The organism is Pseudomonas sp. GM21, assembly GCF_000282215.1.
Taxonomy (GTDB): domain Bacteria; phylum Pseudomonadota; class Gammaproteobacteria; order Pseudomonadales; family Pseudomonadaceae; genus Aquipseudomonas.
Map to the genome: position 1 here is coordinate 1 of NZ_AKJS01000195.1, position 16945 is coordinate 16945.

16 protein-coding genes and 1 pseudogene are annotated in these 16945 nt (G+C 60.3%); 10 read left to right on the forward strand and 7 right to left on the reverse strand.

Features of this window, described 5'->3' with window-relative positions; all coding sequences use genetic code 11:
* The 10 genes and pseudogenes from PMI22_RS01075 to PMI22_RS01035 all read left to right on the forward strand — a co-directional run.
* Positions 1-305, forward strand: a pseudogene (locus PMI22_RS01075) (MBL fold metallo-hydrolase); the annotation flags it as partial.
* A 143-nt stretch (positions 306-448) separates the two neighbouring features.
* Positions 449-2224, forward strand: a complete 1776-nt coding sequence (locus PMI22_RS01070) for a PQQ-dependent methanol/ethanol family dehydrogenase (RefSeq protein WP_007949297.1) — start codon at positions 449-451, stop codon at positions 2222-2224.
* Between the two features lie 200 nt (positions 2225-2424).
* Complete coding sequence (exaC, locus tag PMI22_RS01065; protein ID WP_007949298.1) at positions 2425-3945, forward strand: acetaldehyde dehydrogenase ExaC; 1521 nt, start codon at positions 2425-2427, stop codon at positions 3943-3945.
* Positions 3946-4202: 257 nt separating this feature from the next.
* Positions 4203-4274: a pyrroloquinoline quinone precursor peptide PqqA gene (gene pqqA / locus PMI22_RS31025; protein ID WP_003253598.1), complete on the forward strand. Its 72-nt coding sequence runs from the start codon at positions 4203-4205 to the stop codon at positions 4272-4274.
* 54 nt (positions 4275-4328) lie between these two features.
* Positions 4329-5243, forward strand: coding sequence for a pyrroloquinoline quinone biosynthesis protein PqqB (gene pqqB / locus PMI22_RS01060; RefSeq protein ID WP_007949299.1), 915 nt, complete (start codon positions 4329-4331; stop codon positions 5241-5243).
* A gap of 90 nt (positions 5244-5333) precedes the next feature.
* A complete protein-coding gene (gene pqqC / locus PMI22_RS01055) occupies positions 5334-6086 on the forward strand; it encodes a pyrroloquinoline-quinone synthase PqqC (protein WP_007949300.1) in 753 nt (250 codons plus the stop codon).
* Positions 6083-6355: a pyrroloquinoline quinone biosynthesis peptide chaperone PqqD gene (pqqD, locus tag PMI22_RS01050; protein ID WP_007949302.1), complete on the forward strand. Its 273-nt coding sequence runs from the start codon at positions 6083-6085 to the stop codon at positions 6353-6355. Before pqqC ends, pqqD begins: the two co-directional genes overlap by 4 nt.
* Positions 6333-7475, forward strand: coding sequence for a pyrroloquinoline quinone biosynthesis protein PqqE (gene pqqE, locus PMI22_RS01045; RefSeq protein WP_007949303.1), 1143 nt, complete (start codon positions 6333-6335; stop codon positions 7473-7475). Before pqqD ends, pqqE begins: the two co-directional genes overlap by 23 nt.
* 439 nt (positions 7476-7914) lie before the next feature.
* Positions 7915-9078 carry an alcohol dehydrogenase-like regulatory protein ErcA gene (gene ercA / locus PMI22_RS01040; protein WP_007949305.1) on the forward strand — a complete coding sequence of 388 codons (1164 nt, stop codon included), beginning with the start codon at positions 7915-7917 and terminating at the stop codon, positions 9076-9078.
* Positions 9062-10789, forward strand: coding sequence for a PAS domain-containing hybrid sensor histidine kinase/response regulator (locus tag PMI22_RS01035; RefSeq protein WP_007949306.1), 1728 nt, complete (start codon positions 9062-9064; stop codon positions 10787-10789). The genes ercA and PMI22_RS01035 overlap by 17 nt, the downstream gene beginning before the upstream one ends.
* Before the next feature lie 8 nt (positions 10790-10797).
* On the opposite strand, the gene PMI22_RS01030 is transcribed toward PMI22_RS01035, so the two are convergent.
* The 7 genes from PMI22_RS01030 to PMI22_RS01000 form a co-directional block, all read right to left on the reverse strand.
* Positions 10798-11667, reverse strand: coding sequence for an aldose 1-epimerase (locus tag PMI22_RS01030; RefSeq protein WP_033049796.1), 870 nt, complete (start codon positions 11665-11667; stop codon positions 10798-10800).
* A gap of 76 nt (positions 11668-11743) precedes the next feature.
* The gene (locus PMI22_RS01025; protein ID WP_007949308.1) at positions 11744-13024 is read right to left on the reverse strand and encodes a TRAP transporter large permease; all 1281 of its coding nucleotides are present in this window, start codon (positions 13022-13024) and stop codon (positions 11744-11746) included.
* Positions 13025-13552: a TRAP transporter small permease gene (locus PMI22_RS01020; protein WP_033049793.1), complete on the reverse strand. Its 528-nt coding sequence runs from the start codon at positions 13550-13552 to the stop codon at positions 13025-13027.
* Positions 13553-13634: 82 nt separating this feature from the next.
* Positions 13635-14606: a TRAP transporter substrate-binding protein gene (locus tag PMI22_RS01015; protein ID WP_007949310.1), complete on the reverse strand. Its 972-nt coding sequence runs from the start codon at positions 14604-14606 to the stop codon at positions 13635-13637.
* A 66-nt stretch (positions 14607-14672) separates the two neighbouring features.
* Positions 14673-15560, reverse strand: a complete 888-nt coding sequence (locus PMI22_RS01010) for an SMP-30/gluconolactonase/LRE family protein (RefSeq protein WP_007949311.1) — start codon at positions 15558-15560, stop codon at positions 14673-14675.
* Between the two features lie 52 nt (positions 15561-15612).
* On the reverse strand, positions 15613-16434 hold the full coding sequence (locus tag PMI22_RS01005; protein WP_007949314.1) for an NAD-dependent epimerase/dehydratase family protein: 822 nt from the start codon (positions 16432-16434) through the stop codon (positions 15613-15615).
* A gap of 267 nt (positions 16435-16701) precedes the next feature.
* On the reverse strand, positions 16702-16945 hold a 244-nt coding region (locus PMI22_RS01000; RefSeq protein ID WP_007949315.1), incomplete at its 5' end, for an OprD family outer membrane porin.

Below are 16945 nucleotides of genomic sequence, written 5' to 3' on the forward strand. Positions count from 1 at the left end.
GGCTGGCGGACACCGCCACTCTGCAGGGCTTGGCCTGGACGCTGATCGTGCCTGGTCACGGTCCGGTGGCCAGCGACCCACAACCCTTCGAACAAATGCGCGACTACCTGACCTGGCTCGACCAGCTGCTGCAAGAGGGCGCGGCCAGCGGCAGCGACATGGCCGAGATGATCCGCAGCCCCATCCCTGAACGTTTCGCCAGGATCAATCTGAGCCGGTATGAATTGATCCGCAGCGTCAGTCATTTGTACCCGCGTTACGAGCGTGGGCAGATGACCCGGGTTGATTCCGGCGCGGCCAAGTGACGCTTGAACTCATGCAAACCGCTACTAAGGGATTAGGAATCTCCATATTGCGGGTAATTGTTGTCGGGGCGGCGGCGCCCAAGAATCTGCACTACGCCGGGAAATGTTCCCGCGAATAACAAAAATCCGCAGAGGTAGCCGTCATGACCCAACCCGCACGTCGCCAGCCCTTCGTCTTGAGCCTGCTGCTCAGTGCCATGCTGTTGTCCGGCCAGGCATGGGCCGCCGTTTCCGACCAGGACATTCTCCAGGACCCGAAAAATCCGGAGCAAGTCGTCACCAACGGCCTCGGCGTCCAGGGGCAGCGCTACAGCCCGCTGGATATTCTCAACGTCGACAACGTGAAGGAGATGCGGCCCGTCTGGGCATTCTCCTTCGGCGGCGAAAAACAGCGTGGCCAGCAAGCACAGCCGATGGTCAAGGACGGCGTGATGTACATGACCGGTTCCTACTCGCGGGTGTTCGCGGTGGATGCGCGCACCGGCAAGAAACTCTGGCAATACGATGCGCGCCTGCCGGATGACATCCGTCCGTGCTGCGACGTGATCAACCGTGGCGTGGCGCTGTATGGCGACCTGGTGATCTTTGGCACCCTCGACGCCAAGCTGGTGGCTCTGAACAAGGACACCGGCAAAGTGGTGTGGAGCAAGAAGGTGGCCGACCACAAGGAAGGCTACTCCATTAGTGCCGCACCTCTGGTGATCAACGGCAAACTGATTACCGGCGTGGCCGGTGGCGAATTCGGTGTGGTGGGTAAGATCGCGGCGTACGACCCTAAAAATGGCGAGCTGTTGTGGGTCCGGCCGACCGTCGAAGGCCACATGGGCTACATCTACAAGGACGGCAAGGCCATCGAAAACGGCATCTCCGGCGGTGAAGCCGGCAAGACCTGGCCGGGTGACCTGTGGAAGACCGGCGGTGCCGCGCCCTGGCTCGGCGGTTACTACGACCCGGAAACCAATCTGCTGCTGTTCGGCACCGGCAACCCAGCACCGTGGAACTCGCATTTGCGTCCTGGCGATAACCTCTACTCGTCGTCGCGTCTGGCGCTCAACCCGGACGACGGCACCATCAAATGGCACTTTCAGAGCACGCCCCACGACGGTTGGGACTATGACGGCGTCAACGAGCTGGTGTCCTTCAACTACACCGAGGGCGGCAAGGAAATCAAAGCGGCGGCCACGGCGGACCGTAACGGTTTCTTCTATGTGCTGGACCGTACCAACGGCAAGTTCATCCGTGGTTTCCCGTTCGTGGACAAGATCACCTGGGCCACCGGCCTGGATAAAGAGGGCCGGCCAATCTACAACGAAGCCAGCCGCCCCGGCGCCCCGGGCGCTGACCCCAAAGGCAGTTCGGTCTTCGTAGCGCCTGCGTTCCTTGGCGCGAAAAACTGGATGCCGATGGCCTACAACCGCGACACCGGGCTGTTTTACGTGCCGTCCAACGAGTGGGGCATGGACATCTGGAACGAAGGCATCGCCTACAAAAAAGGCGCGGCATTCCTCGGGGCCGGTTTCACCATCAAGCCGTTGAATGAAGACTACATCGGCGTGCTGCGCGCCATTGACCCGAAAACCGGCAAGGAAGTCTGGCGCCACAAGAACTACGCGCCGCTGTGGGGCGGGGTGCTGACCACCAAGGGCAATCTGGTGTTCACCGGCACGCCGGAAGGTTTCCTCCAGGCGTTCAACGCCAAGACCGGCGAGAAAGTCTGGGAGTTCCAGACCGGTTCCGGCGTACTCGGCTCACCCGTGACCTGGGAAATGGACGGCGAACAATACGTGTCCGTCCTCTCCGGCTGGGGCGGCGCCGTACCGTTGTGGGGCGGGGAAGTGGCCAAGCGCGTGAAGGACTTCAACCAGGGCGGCATGCTCTGGACCTTCAAGCTGCCCAAAGATCTCGTTGCCAAGCACTGACCCTGAGTCCGCTGCACATCCCCTGTGGGAGCGAGCCTGCTCGCGAAAGCGGCGTCACATTCAACACATTGGTGACTGACACTCCGCCTTCGCGAGCAGGCTCGCTCCCACAAGGGGACTTGTGTGAAACCTACTACCAAATAACGTATCGATTCATCGCCTGTCGGTACGGCAGGCATCGACCCAGACAGAGGCTCACCATGATCTACGCACAACCCGGAACCCCAGGCGCCGTTGTTTCCTTCAAACCGCGCTACGGCAACTTCATCGGCGGCGAGTTTGTCGCGCCGGTCAATGGCGAATACTTCACCAACACCTCGCCGGTCACCGGTGAAGTGATTGCCGAGTTTCCACGCTCCAGCGCCGCCGACATCGAAAAGGCCCTCGACGCCGCACACGCCGCTGCGGATGCCTGGGGCAAGACCTCGGCCCAGGACCGCTCGCTGGTGCTGCTGAAAATCGCCGATCGTATCGAGCAAAACCTGGAAATCCTCGCGGTCACCGAAACCTGGGACAACGGCAAGGCCGTGCGCGAAACCCTGAACGCCGACGTGCCATTGGCCGCCGACCATTTCCGTTATTTCGCCGGGTGCATTCGCGCCCAGGAAGGCGGCGCTGCCGAGATCAACGAGCTGACCACCGCCTATCACTTTCATGAGCCTCTGGGCGTGGTCGGGCAAATCATTCCGTGGAATTTTCCGCTGCTAATGGCCGCCTGGAAGCTCGCCCCGGCGCTGGCTGCCGGCAACTGCATCGTGCTCAAACCGGCCGAGCAGACACCGCTGTCGATCATGGTGTTCGCCGAGCTGATTGCCGATCTGCTGCCAGCGGGCGTATTGAACATCGTCCAAGGCTTCGGTCGTGAAGCCGGCGAAGCGCTGGCTACCAGCAAGCGCATCGCCAAGATCGCCTTCACCGGCTCGACCCCGGTGGGCGCGCACATCATGCACTGCGCTGCCGAGAACATCATTCCAAGCACGGTCGAGCTGGGCGGCAAGTCGCCGAACATCTTCTTCGAAGACATCATGAACGCCGAGCCGCAGTTCATCGAGAAAGCCGCCGAAGGTCTGGTGCTGGCGTTCTTCAACCAGGGCGAAGTGTGTACCTGCCCGTCGCGGGCGCTGGTGCAAGAATCGATCTACGAACCGTTCATGGCCGAGGTGATGAAAAAGATCGTCAAGATCAAGCGCGGCAACCCGCTGGACACCGAAACCATGGTCGGCGCCCAGGCGTCCGAGCAGCAATACGACAAGATCCTCTCGTACCTGAAAATCGCTCAGGAGGAGGGCGCTGAACTGCTCACCGGTGGCGCCGCCGAGCGTCTTGAAGGTGACTTGTCCAGCGGCTATTACATCCAGCCGACGCTGCTCAAGGGGCACAACAAGATGCGCGTGTTCCAGGAAGAAATCTTCGGCCCGGTGGTGGGTGTCACCACCTTCAAGGACGAAGCCGAAGCGTTGGCGATTGCCAACGACAGCGAGTTCGGCCTCGGTGCCGGCCTCTGGACCCGCGACATCAACCGTGCGTACCGCATGGGCCGGGCGATCAAGGCCGGGCGCGTGTGGACCAACTGCTATCACCTGTACCCGGCACACGCGGCGTTCGGTGGCTACAAGAAGTCCGGCGTCGGTCGGGAAAACCACAAGATGATGCTTGATCACTACCAGCAGACCAAAAACCTGCTGGTCAGCTACGACATCAATCCGCTGGGGTTCTTCTAACCCTTCCAGATCACTGAAAAACCTGTGGGAGCGAGCCTGCTCGCGATGACGGTTTCACATTCAACAACACTGTTGACTGATGGACCGCTATCGCGAGCAGGCTCGCTCCCACATTGGTTTTGGGTGCACTTGAAGATCGCGCAACACCCCCTACCAACGCACCCCGCCATCTCCTTCGAAAGTAGCATTCGGGCACTCGACGCCCCGTGCATTAATGGCTTTACCGGAATCGCCCGGCACAAGAAGAGGATTGACCCATGTGGACTAAACCCGCGTTTACCGATCTGCGCATTGGCTTCGAAGTGACGATGTATTTCGCCAACCGTTGATTGCTCACCCGGCCAGCTGTTGTGTTGGCCGGGCCTGCCTTTGGAGCCTTACCCATGCACATCCGCGTTCTCGGCTCCGCCGCTGGTGGCGGTTTCCCGCAGTGGAATTGCAACTGCTACCAGTGCGCCGGGATGCGCAATGCCAGCCTGCGGGCGCAACCGCGCACGCAGTCCTCGATTGCCCTGAGCGACAACGGTGTGGATTGGGTGCTGTGCAATGCGTCACCGGACATTCGCGCGCAGCTCGCCAGTTTTCCGCTGTTGCAACCGGCTCGCCAGTTGCGTGACAGTGCCATCGCCGGCGTCGTGCTGCTGGACAGCCAGATCGATCACTGCACCGGCTTGCTGAGCCTGCGTGAAGGGTGTCCGCATGCCGTCTGGTGCACCGAACGGGTTCACCAGGACCTGAGCAGTGGCTTCCCGCTGTTCAACATGCTGCGCCACTGGAACGGCGGGTTGCAGTGGCAACCGATCGGTCTGGATCGCCAGCCATTCAGCATTCCTGCCTGCCAGCACTTGCGCTGGCGTGCGATTCCCCTGGTGAGCAATGCACCGCCGTACTCGCCCAATCGCGGCAATCCGCAACCGGGTGACACCATTGGTTTGTTCGTTGAAGACCGGCGCAGCGGCGCATCACTGTTTTACGCACCGGGGCTGGGGCAAGTCGATGATGAAGTGTTGAGCTGGATGCAGCGTGCCGATTGTCTGCTGCTGGACGGCACCTTGTGGCGTGACGACGAAATGCGCGTCTGCGAAGTCGGCCAGAGCCTGGGCAGTGAAATGGGGCATCTGTCCCAAAGCGGCCCCGGCGGCATGCTTGAGGTGCTGGAAGGCTTTACCCGCCAGCGCAAGGTGCTGATCCACATCAACAACACCAACCCGATCCTCGACGAAGACTCGGCCGAACGTGCCTTGCTGGAACGGCGCGGGATCGAAGTGGCTTATGACGGCATGAGTATTGAGCTATAGGCAATGGTTCCATCACCTCGAACCTTGTGGGAGCGAGCCTGCTCGCGATGAGAACAGCCCGGGCACCGCAGAACTCGAAGGAAAATAAAAATGACTGACAGACCCATGACCCCCACCGAATTCGAAGCCGCCCTGCGCGCCAAAGGCGCCTACTACCACATCCATCACCCGTACCACCAAGCCATGTACGCCGGCCGGGCGACTCGTGAGCAGATTCAGGGCTGGGTCGCCAACCGCTTCTATTACCAGGTGAACATTCCACTCAAGGATGCCGCCATCCTTGCCAACTGCCCGGACCGCGAGGTGCGTCGTGAGTGGCTGCAACGGATTCTCGACCACGACGGCGTGCCCGGCAGTGAGGGCGGCATCGAAGCCTGGCTGCGTCTGGGCGAAGCGGTGGGGCTGGATCGCGAGCAGATCCTGTCCCAGGAATTGGTGTTGCCCGGCGTGCGCTTCGCCGTGGATGCCTATGTCAATTTCGCCCGTCGCGCCTGCTGGCAAGAAGCGGCGAGCAGTTCACTGACCGAACTGTTCGCCCCTCAGATCCACCAGTCCCGGCTCGACGCCTGGCCCACCCATTACCCGTGGATCGACGTGGCCGGCTACGACTATTTTCGCAACCGCCTGAGCCAGGCCCGGCGCGACGTGGAGCACGGCTTGCGTATCACGTTGACGCACTATGTCACGCTCCCGGCGCAGCAACGCATGCTGGACATCCTGCAATTCAAACTCGACGTGCTGTGGAGCATGCTTGACGCCATGAGCATGGCCTACGAGCTGGAACGCCCGCCGTATCACACCGTCACCACCGAAAACGTCTGGCACCGGGGGATTGCCCTGTGAGCCTGATCAATCGCGAGCTATTGCCGTCGTTGCGCCAGGGTTTTCGTTTGCAATGGGAACCCCGCCAGGAGTGTCACGTGCTGCTTTACCCCGAAGGCATGATCAAACTCAACGCCAGTGCCGGACAGATTCTCGGTCTGGTGGACGGTCAGCGCAGCGTCGCGGCGATCATTGAGCAACTGGCCGCGAATTTTCCCGGGGTGCCGGGGATCGACGAGGATGTGCTGACGTTTCTGGAGGTGGCCCATGCTCAATTCTGGATCGAATGATGCCTCTATAGGTCCACCACTGTGGCTGTTGGCGGAGCTGACCTACCGGTGCCCGCTGCAATGCCCGTATTGCTCCAACCCGCTGGACTTTGCCAGGCACGGCGAGGAGCTGAGCACTGAGGAGTGGATTCGGGTGTTTCGCGAGGCCCGGGAGATGGGTGCGGCGCAGTTGGGTTTTTCCGGTGGCGAGCCATTGGTGCGACAGGACTTGGTCGAACTGATCAAAGCCGCGCGCGACATGGGCTACTACACCAACCTGATCACCTCGGGCATCGGCCTGACCGAGCAGAAAGTCCGCGATTTCAAAGTGGCCGGGCTGGACCATATCCAGATCAGCTTTCAGGCGGCCGACGAAGCGGTCAACAACATGCTCGCTGGCTCCCGCAAGGCCTTCGCCCAGAAACTGGCCATGGCCCGTGCGGTGAAAGCCCAGGGCTACCCCATGGTGCTGAACTTCGTGACCCATCGGCACAACATCGACCAGATCGGGCAGATCATCGACCTGTGCCTGGAACTGGAAGCGGATTTTGTCGAATTGGCCACGTGTCAGTTCTACGGCTGGGCCGAACTCAATCGCGTCGGCCTGCTGCCCACCCGCGAACAACTGCAACGGGCCGAGCGCATCACCAACCAATATCGCGCGCGGCTTGAGGCCCAGGGCCATCCGTGCAAGTTGATCTTCGTCACCCCGGATTACTACGAGGAACGCCCCAAAACCTGCATGAACGGCTGGGCCAATCTGTTTCTCGACATCACCCCGGACGGCACCGCACTGCCTTGTCACAGCGCCCGACAGTTGCCGGTGCAGTTTCCCAACGTGCGCGAGCACAGTGTCGAGCACATCTGGACGGACTCGTTTGGCTTCAACCGTTTTCGCGGTGATGACTGGATGAAGGAACCGTGCCGCTCGTGCGATGAAAAGCACAAGGACCTGGGCGGCTGCCGCTGCCAGGCGTTCATGCTCACCGGCGATGCCGCCAATGCCGACCCGGTGTGCAGCAAGTCACCGCATCACGGCGTGATCCTCAAGGCCCGCGAAGAAGCCGAAACGCCGGGGCAGGGCATGGAACACCTGACGTTGCGCAACGAAAAGGCTTCGCAGCTGATCTACCGTGGATAGTCGCCATACACCGATCCTTTGTGGGACGAGCCTGCTCGCGATAGCGGTGGCACGGACTTTGTAGATACTGTCTTAAACCTCACCAGGCAATCGCGTTTTGTCAGACAAATCCCAGACGCAGCCTCGCGTTGCTCCTCAGCTGCTACGGGGCGGGTGGTGAGTCAGAACTGGTTGAGGGGATTTGTAGCAGCTGTCGAGCAGCGCGAGGCTGCGTCCGGCTGCGAAGCAGTCGCCCAACCAAGCGATGTGGTGTATCACTAAGAACGCGCATTCAGGTATCACGACTGCTGCGCAATGGGACGCAGGCTGCGCCAGCTGCAGGGCCGCCTCCTTGCGAATCACCCGATGGCTCCCACAGTGTTCTTTGGTCTGATTGCATTCACGGTTGGATGGTTTAGTGTGGTTCCTACCTTCCAAAACAATAAAAACAGGCTTTCCAATGAGCCAGAGTCTCAGCCAACTGCGTAAATTCGTGTCGCCTGAAATCATTTTTGGTGCCGGCTGCCGGCACAACGTCGGCAATTACGCCAAGACCTTTGGCGCCCGCAAAGTCCTGGTCGTCAGTGACCCCGGGGTGATTGCCGCCGGTTGGGTCGCCGATGTCGAGGCCAGCCTGCAAGCCTTGGGTATCGACTACTTCCTTTACAGCGATGTCTCGCCTAACCCGCGGGTCGAAGAAGTCATGCTCGGCGCCGAGCTGTACCGGGAAAACCATTGCGATGTAATCGTCGCCGTCGGCGGCGGCAGCCCGATGGACTGCGGCAAAGGCATCGGCATTGTCGTTGCTCACGGACGCAGCATTCTCGAATTCGAAGGCGTGGACACCATCCGCGTGCCCAGCCCGCCACTGATCCTGATTCCGACCACGGCCGGCACCTCGGCCGATGTTTCGCAGTTCGTGATCATTTCCAACCAGCAAGAGCGCATGAAGTTCTCCATCGTCAGCAAAGCGGTGGTGCCGGACGTGTCATTGATCGACCCGGAAACGACCCTGAGCATGGACCCGTTCCTGTCGGCCTGTACCGGGATCGACGCGTTGGTGCATGCCATCGAGGCCTTTGTCTCCACGGGCCACGGGCCGCTGACCGATCCGCACGCACTGGAAGCGATGCGGTTGATCAACGGCAACCTGGTGCAAATGATCGCCAACCCGACGGACATCGCCCTGCGCGAGAAGATCATGCTTGGCAGCATGCAGGCCGGTCTCGCCTTTTCCAACGCGATCCTCGGCGCGGTGCACGCGATGTCCCACAGTCTGGGCGGGTTTCTCGATCTGCCCCATGGCTTGTGCAACGCGGTGCTGGTGGAACACGTGGTGGCGTTCAATTACAGCTCGGCGCCGGATCGCTTCAAAGTGATCGCCGAGACATTCGGCATCGATTGCCGTGGCCTGAACCACCGACAGATTTGCGGGCGGCTGGTCGAGCATTTGATCGCCCTCAAACACGCCATCGGCTTCCATGAGACCCTCGGTTTGCATGGGGTCAGCACGGCGGACATTCCGTTCCTGTCGCAACACGCCATGCACGACCCGTGCATCCTGACCAATCCGCGTGAATCCAGTCAGCGTGATGTCGAGGTCGTCTATGGCGAAGCCCTCTGACGATCAGCAACGGGCACTGGCGGGGCTACTCGGGTTAGGCAGCCATTCGGCGCGCAAGAGTCATTACCCGGAACTGGCCGCGCGACTCGACGAACTGGAAGCCGAACGCAATCGCTACAAGTGGCTGTTCGAAAACGCGGTCCAGGGGATTTTCCAGGCCAGCCTGCAAGAAGGCATGCGGGCCGCCAACCCGGCGTTGGCGCACATGCTCGGTTATCAGGATCCGCAGGAGGTGCTGTTTTCGCTGGCTGATCTGGCGAGCAACCTGTTTGTCGGCGGGGCGGCCGAGCTGGAAAAAATCGGCGAAATCCTCAAGCATCAACGCAGCCTGCACGGTTATGAAACCCAGTTGCGGCGTAAGGACGGCAGCAGCCTCGATGTGTTGATGAACCTGTTGCTCAAGCCTGATCAGGAAGGCCTGGTGGAGGGGTTTGTCGCCGACATCACCGAACGCAAGCTGGCCCAGCAACGTCTGCTACAGCTCAACGATGAACTGGAGCAGCGGGTCACCGCGCGCACCGATGAACTGCTGGAAGCCAACCGTAACCTGCAACAGCAGATTACCCAGCGTAAACAGATCGCCGAAGCCTTGCGCGATGCCCGCGACGCCGCTGAGGCCGCCAATCGCAGCAAGGACAAATACCTCGCCGCCGCCAGTCACGACCTGCTGCAACCGCTTAACGCTGCGCGCTTGCTGATCTCGACATTGCGTGAACGAAAACTGCCTGACGTTGAGCAGGTTTTGGTCGAACGCACTCATCAGGCACTGGAAGGAGCGGAAGACCTGCTCACTGACCTGCTGGATATTTCCCGGCTCGATCAGGCGGCGGTCAAGCCAGACGTTGCCCTCTATCGTCTCGACGAATTGCTCGGCCCGCTGGTGTCGGAGTTTCAGTCAGTCGCCGAAGCGGCGGGGTTGAACCTGCGCGTGCATGTGGGCGATTACGCCATCAGCACCGACTTGCGCCTGATGACGCGGATCCTGCGTAACTTCCTCAGCAACGCCTGTCGCTACACGGACGAGGGCAGCATCCTGCTGGCGGCAAGACGGCGCGGCGAGGTGTTGCGCCTGGAAGTCTGGGACACCGGGCGCGGCATCGCTGCGGACCGGCTGGATTCGATTTTCCTGGAGTTCAACCAGCTCGACGTCGGACGTGCCGCCGACCGCAAAGGCGTGGGCCTGGGACTGGCCATCGTTGAGCGCATCGCCAAGATCCTGGGTTATCAAATTCGGGTGCAGTCCTTGCCGGGGCGAGGCTCGATGTTCAGCATCGACGTACCGATATCCCATGAGGTGCCGCTGCCTATCAGTCAGGCCGCGCCTCTGTTGAGCACCGGTAATCCCTTGCCAGGCCGACGTTTGCTGGTGCTGGACAACGAGGTGAGCATTCTCGAGAGCATGAGCGCGCTGCTGGAACAGTGGGGGTGCGAGGTGGTCACGGCCACGGATGAATCCTCCGCGCTGGCGGCCCTGCGCGGGCACGCACCGGAACTGATTCTGGCGGACTATCACCTCGATCACGGTGTGGTGGGCTGCGATGTGGTCAGGCATTTGCGTGAGCATTACAGCCAGGTCATCCCGGCGGTGATCATCACGGCGGACCGCACTGATCAATGCCGACGCTCATTGCAGAGACTTGGCGCACCGCTGCTGAACAAGCCGGTCAAGCCCGGCAAGTTGCGCGCAGTGCTGAGTCAGATGCTCGGATAGTGGCGTTATCAGAGCGCGCGATACTGCAGGCTGAACCCGAGTTCAACCGACTCACCTTGCTCCAGCAACTGCAACCCCGGCCGACCCGGCAAGTGATGCGCGTTGACGGGGTGGCTAACCGGTTCGATACAGAAAAACGCCAGATCGACCGGGCAGTAGAGCAGGTAGTAATCGCTGCCGGTGGCCTGGCATTCCAGCGCATAACCGAGGTCGGGTTGCTGGATCAGGCAATGGCCGTCCCAGTGACAGAAGCCGTTATCCACCAGTGAAGCGGGTAGGGCGCCCAGTTGATGAAAGTCCCAGTCGGCCGGCAGCTCGATCAACCCGGTCGGCAGTTTTGAGCTATTGCACAACCAGACTTGCTCGGCCCTGGCTTGTAGCTGCGTGTTCGCGGTGCGCGGAAAGTAGGGGTGCAAACCGAGCCCATGCCATGCGGCTTGCTCGGCCAAGTGGGTGACTTGCAGCTCGATGCTCAATTGCCCTTTGTTCAACTGGAAGCGTTGCCGGGCGCGATAAGCGAAGGGTGTGCTGCTGTCGAGTTGCAGGACCACTTCGTTGGCGGATTGTGACACCACCAGCCACGGTTGTTGCCAGGCGCTGCCGTGGATGGGCAGCGGATCGGTGAGACTGTTGGGCGTCAGGGCCAGCCAGCCATCGGGGCAATCGAAGCCACCTTCGGCAATGCGGTTGGACCACGGGGCCAGGGGATAGCAACCGAGCTTGCCTGGCAGACCGGTGTTCAGTGCATGGGAATCATTGTGGCGTAGCAGCGGTTGACCGGTGCTGAGAACCGCCCAGTTGACGATGCTGCCACCGATCTCGGGGGCAAGGGTGAGGTGGGTCAGTTCGTCTTCGAGTTCGATCAGTGTCGGTTTCATGTTCACCATCGACAGCAGGAAATGCGTGGAATGCCTGCTTCAGGAGCCCGCAAAACCGGGCTCCTGAAGAAAAGCGTTACAGGACCAGATGCGGCAACCACAGCGACAGCGCGGGAATGTAGGTCACGGCCATCAGCACCAGGAACAGTACGCCGTAGAACGGCAGCAACGCTTTCACGGTTTTTTCGATACTGACCTTGCCCACTGCCGACCCCACAAAAAGTACCGCACCCACTGGCGGTGTGATCAATCCAATCCCCAGGTTCACCAGCATGATCATGCCGAACTGTACCGGGTCTACGCCAATGCCCAGAATTACCGGCATCAGAATCGGTGTCAGGATCAGAATCAGCGGCGCCATGTCCATCACGGTGCCGAGCAACAGCAGCATGACGTTGATGCACATCAGGATCACGTAACGGTTGTCCGACAGGGTCAGGAACATCGTGGTGATCTTCGACGGGATCTGCATCAGCGTCATGATGTAGCCGAAGCTGGCGGCAAAACCGATCAGAATCATCACGATCGAAATCGTGCGCACCGTGCGGTGCATCAATTTCGGCAGTTCACGCCACTTGTAGTCGCGGTAAATGAACATGGTGACGAAGAACGACCACAGCACGGCGATCGCCGCCGATTCAGTCGCGGTGAAAACACCCGACAGAATGCCACCGAGGATGATGACCATCGCCATCAGGCCCCACATGGCTTCGCCGCAGATCTTCAACGCTTCGCGCATCGGAATGACTTTACCCTTGGGGTAGTCACGTTTCCTGGCGAAAATCAGGCACAGCACCATCAGGCACGCGCTCATCAGCAAACCCGGCACCACGCCCGCCATGAACAGCGAGGCAATCGACACCGTACCGCCAGCGGCCAGGGAGTAGAGCACCGAGTTGTGGCTCGGCGGGGTCAGCAGGGCTTGCACCGAGCCGCTGACGGTAACCGCCGTGGCGAACTCCCGTGGATAGCCTTCACGCACCATTTCCGGAATCAGTACCGAACCGACCGAGGCGGTGTCCGCCACCGAAGAACCGGAGATTGCGCCGAAGAAGGTCGAGGCCATGATGTTGACCAGTGACAGGCCGCCACGGACGAACCCGACCAACACCCCGGCGAATGCCACGAGTCGGCGGGACATGCCACCCTCGGCCATGATCGCGCCGGCCAGGACGAAGAACGGAATCGCCAGCAAGGAGAATTTGTTCACGCCCCCGGCGACTTGAATCATCAGTGCCTGGAACGGGATATCGATCCACCAGGCGCCGATCAGGGCGGCAAGCCCCAGGGCGTAGGCGACCGGCATGCCGATCAGAATCAAAGCAATAAAGCTGCCCAGCAGAATCAGAGCGTCCATTTATGCGGCACCTTCATTTTCTTCAACCAGGTCGAAACGCACGACCCGACGGTTGCTCTGGTCCCCGAGCAAGAGTTTTTCCAGCACAAAGATCAACGTCAGCACCCCGCCAATCGGGATCGGCATGTAAGTGATGCCTACGCGCAGGGTCGGAATGGCGCTCATGAACTGGTTCCAGGTCGACAGGCAAAGCTTGGTGCCCCAGATGGCCATGAACAGGCAAATGGTGGCCATCAACAGCTGGGAAAACACGCTCATGTATTTGCTCATTTCGGGCGACATGCGATCGGTGATCATCGCCACCGCCATGTGCGCGCCGGCGCGATAACTGGCCGCGGCACCGATGAAGGTGAAGACCATCATCAGCAGAATCGCAGTGGGCTCCGGCCAACTGGAGCCGGTGCCAAGGACGTAACGGGCAAACACGCCCCAGGGAATCATCAGGGAAATGGCGAGCACCGACAGCCCCGCGACCCAGATGCAGGTCATGTAAATCCTGTCGTTGATGCGCAACAGCAGATTTTTCATCGAGTTTTACCGTAACCGGGCGCGCACCGACCGACATCAATGTCAGTCAGTGGCGCCGAGCCTTTCTTGAATGCAGGGAGGATTACTGAACGGCTTCGATACGCTTGATCAGGTCGGCATAAGGGGCGCCGTATTTTTCGCGGATCGAGGCGGTTGCCTCATAGAAAGGTTTTCTGTCGACGGTGATGAACTCTACGCCAGCGGCCTTGAGTTTTTCTTCACTGCTGGCCGATTTGGCGTCCCACAGGGTGCGCTCATGCGCCTGGGCGGCTTTGGCGGTTTTCTTCACCAACTCCTGCTGCTCGGGGGTGAGTTTGTTCCAGGTGATTTTCGACATCACGATGGGTTCTGGCAGTATCAGGTGCCCGGTCAGGCTGTAGTACTTGGCGTTCTGGTAGTGGTTGTGTTCCAGCAGGGTCGGCGGGTTGTTTTCCGCGCCGTCGATCACGCCAGTCTGCAAGGCACTGAAGATTTCGCCGGTGTCCATCGCGATGCCGTTGCCGCCCATGGCATTGATGGTCTCGATGAACATCGGGTTGCCTTGCACGCGGATCTTCATACCTTTGAGATCGGCGAGGTTGCGCACCGGTTTTTTGCTGTAGATATTGCGCGTGCCGCCATCCATCCAGGCCAGGGCGACCAGGTTGAATTCCGAGTTGGTGATCTTGTCGAGGATCGCGTCGCCGACGTCACCGTCGATGACTTTGCGCATGTGCGCCTGATCACGGAACACAAACGGCATGTTGAACACGTTCACGTCCGGGACCACCGGGCCGACGATCCCCAGGCTGACCCGGGCCATCTGAATGGCGCCGACCTGTGCCTGTTCGATCACTTCCTTTTCCGAGCCCAGCACTCCGCCGGCGAACATCTTGAAGGTCAGTTTGCCGTCGCTGTCGGCCACCAGGGTTTTGCCCAGTTGCTCCTCGGCCACGACTGTCGGGTAACCCGCAGGGTGGATGTCGGCGAACTTGATTTCCAGCGCGTGAGCGGCGCTGCTCAGGGAGAAGGCGAGCGGGAGTGCAGCGGCGAGCAAGGTGCGTTTGAAGTCCATGGGGGTGTCTCCAGTTTTATTGTTTTTTTTGTCAAAGGCACAGCGATGCAGCAGAGGTGGTTATGGTCAGACGTGGAAAAGAGGCTCCGGTAATCCTTTGACGCCGGGGTTGAGCGCGAACACGCCACCGGCCAGGGATTGCTCGTCATGGTCGTCACCGGGGCGGATCGAGGTCACGAACAGCGTGTCCAGTCGACTGCCGCCGAAGGCGCACATGGTGGGTTTTTTCACTGGTACGGTGAGGGAACGGTCCAGACGACCGTCGGGGGTGAAGCGGTGGATCAGCCCGGCGTCGTTGGCGCAGATCCAGTAGCAACCCTCGGCATCCACAGCGGCGCCGTCGGGGCGACCGCAGAACTGATTCATGTCGACGAACAGCCGCCGATTGGTCGGCGTGCCGCTGTCGATGTCGTAGTCAAAGGCCCAGATCTGCTGAACCAGGGGATGAGAGTCGGACAGGTACATCGTGCGGCCATCGGGGCTGAACCCAAGACCGTTCGGGACGATAAACCCGCCCAGTTGTGCCTCGACTGGCCCGCGTTGACTAGCGCTGTAGCGGTAAAGGGCGCCTTCGGCGATGTTGGCGCCCATGTTCAACACCATGCTGCTGGCCCAGAAACGTCCCTGACGGTCACAACGGCCATCGTTCAGGCGCATGTCGGTTCGGGCGTGGTCGACGTTCGCCAGCACTTGACTGTCGAGGCTGCCGTCGTTGTGCGGATGCAACTGGAAAAACCCGCTTTCCATCCCGGCCACCCAACTGCCGTCAGCCTGACGGGCGATGCATGCCAACATTTCTGGAGTTTTCCAGGCGTGGACATGACCGTTTTCGGCGCTCCAGCGTTGCAGGCCCCCGGCGGGAATATCCACCCAGTACAGGGCGTTTTCCTCGGGGACCCACACCGGGCATTCACCGACAGCATTACGGGCATCGACAATCAGTTCAGCGGACATGGCAACTCATTCCCTGGGTTTTTGTTGTGGGGATCAAGCGAGAAGCAGTGCTTCAATCACCAAACGGGCCGGCCGCGCAAAAGGCACCGCCCTGGTAGACCCGAGCCGGATCATCAGCAGCAGGCATCGGTTGGGCTTCGACTTTTTCACGGAACACTTCGGAGGTGTCCTGCGGTGCGTAACCCAAGGCCGTGGCGTAACGGTTGTCCCACCAGATGTCCTTGTTGTCGGACATGCCGTACACGATGGTGTGGCCGACGTTCGGGGTGTACAGCGCGCGTTCGAGCAGTTGGGTCAGGTCGCCAAAGCTCAACCAGGTGCTCATCATCCGGCGGTTTTGCGGTTCCGGGAACGAAGAACCGATGCGCACGCTGACGGTTTCGATGCCATAGCGATTGAAGTAGAACGTCGCCATGTCCTCACCGTAGGACTTGGACAAACCGTAATAGCTGTCCGGTTGGTGAGGGGAGTGGGCGTCGATGACTTGGTCTTGCTTGTAGAAACCGATGACGTGGTTGGAACTGGCGAAGATCACCCGCTTCACACCGTGGCGGCGCGCGGCTTCATAGATGTGGAATACGCCACAGATGTTGGCGCCGAGAATCTCTTCGAACGAGCGCTCAACCGACACACCGCCGAAGTGCAGGATCGCGTCCACGCCTTCGACCAATTGATGCACGGCTTGCTTGTCCGCCAGATCGCACGGCACGACTTCTTCGCGATCATCGATAGCCGGGGCCATGGCCGCGATGTCCGACAGGCGAATGACGTTGGCGTAAGGGCGCAGGCTTTCGCGCAGGACTTTACCCAGGCCACCGGCGGCACCGGTCAGCAGCAGGCGATTAAATGGGAGGCGGGTGGTTGTAGTAGTCATGGGAATCCTGGACACGCAGTCGTTGTAAAAATTTGTTGTAGGTTGTCGTACGACATCTTGAGATATTGTTAGGCAATCCGGGTCTTGTCAACGCGACTTTGGTCGAAATGGACGGAGGGTCATTCCCTGTTGCAGTAACGCCAATCCTCCGGACTGAAATGCAATCCTTGTGGGAGTGAGCCTGCTCGCGATAGCGGTGGATCAGTCAACCTATGGCTGATTGAAAGATAGCAATCGCGAGCAGGCTCGCTCCCACAGAGGTCGGGTTTACAGCAACGAAATCGGGTAGTTGATGATGATCCGGTTTTCATCGAATTCGTTGTTGCTGTAGTCGCGACGCATGGTCGAGTTGCGCCATTTGACGTTTAGGCTTTTCAACGGCCCGCTTTGCAGGGTGTAGGCCAGTTCCGATTCGCGGCCCCATTCCTTGCCATCGGTGATGGTGCCGGTGTGGATGTTGTCGCCGCTGATGTAGCGGTTCATCAACGTCAGGCCGGGAACACCGAGGGCG

Bases quoted from the DNA above. Each gene is read 5' to 3' on its own strand.
- PMI22_RS01070 (WP_007949297.1), top strand. From the start codon at position 449: ATGACCCAACCCGCACGTCGCCAGCCCTTCGTCTTGAGCCTGCTGCTC.
- PMI22_RS01030 (WP_033049796.1), bottom strand. From the start codon at position 11,667: ATGAAACCGACACTGATCGAACTCGAAGACGAACTGACCCACCTCACC.
- PMI22_RS01035 (WP_007949306.1), top strand. From the start codon at position 9,062: ATGGCGAAGCCCTCTGACGATCAGCAACGGGCACTGGCGGGGCTACTC.
- pqqE (WP_007949303.1), top strand. From the start codon at position 6,333: ATGCTCAATTCTGGATCGAATGATGCCTCTATAGGTCCACCACTGTGG.
- PMI22_RS01010 (WP_007949311.1), bottom strand. From the start codon at position 15,560: ATGTCCGCTGAACTGATTGTCGATGCCCGTAATGCTGTCGGTGAATGC.
- ercA (WP_007949305.1), top strand. From the start codon at position 7,915: ATGAGCCAGAGTCTCAGCCAACTGCGTAAATTCGTGTCGCCTGAAATC.
- pqqB (WP_007949299.1), top strand. From the start codon at position 4,329: ATGCACATCCGCGTTCTCGGCTCCGCCGCTGGTGGCGGTTTCCCGCAG.
- PMI22_RS01015 (WP_007949310.1), bottom strand. From the start codon at position 14,606: ATGGACTTCAAACGCACCTTGCTCGCCGCTGCACTCCCGCTCGCCTTC.
- exaC (WP_007949298.1), top strand. From the start codon at position 2,425: ATGATCTACGCACAACCCGGAACCCCAGGCGCCGTTGTTTCCTTCAAA.
- pqqC (WP_007949300.1), top strand. From the start codon at position 5,334: ATGACTGACAGACCCATGACCCCCACCGAATTCGAAGCCGCCCTGCGC.
- PMI22_RS01025 (WP_007949308.1), bottom strand. From the start codon at position 13,024: ATGGACGCTCTGATTCTGCTGGGCAGCTTTATTGCTTTGATTCTGATC.
- PMI22_RS01020 (WP_033049793.1), bottom strand. From the start codon at position 13,552: ATGAAAAATCTGCTGTTGCGCATCAACGACAGGATTTACATGACCTGC.
- PMI22_RS01005 (WP_007949314.1), bottom strand. From the start codon at position 16,434: ATGACTACTACAACCACCCGCCTCCCATTTAATCGCCTGCTGCTGACC.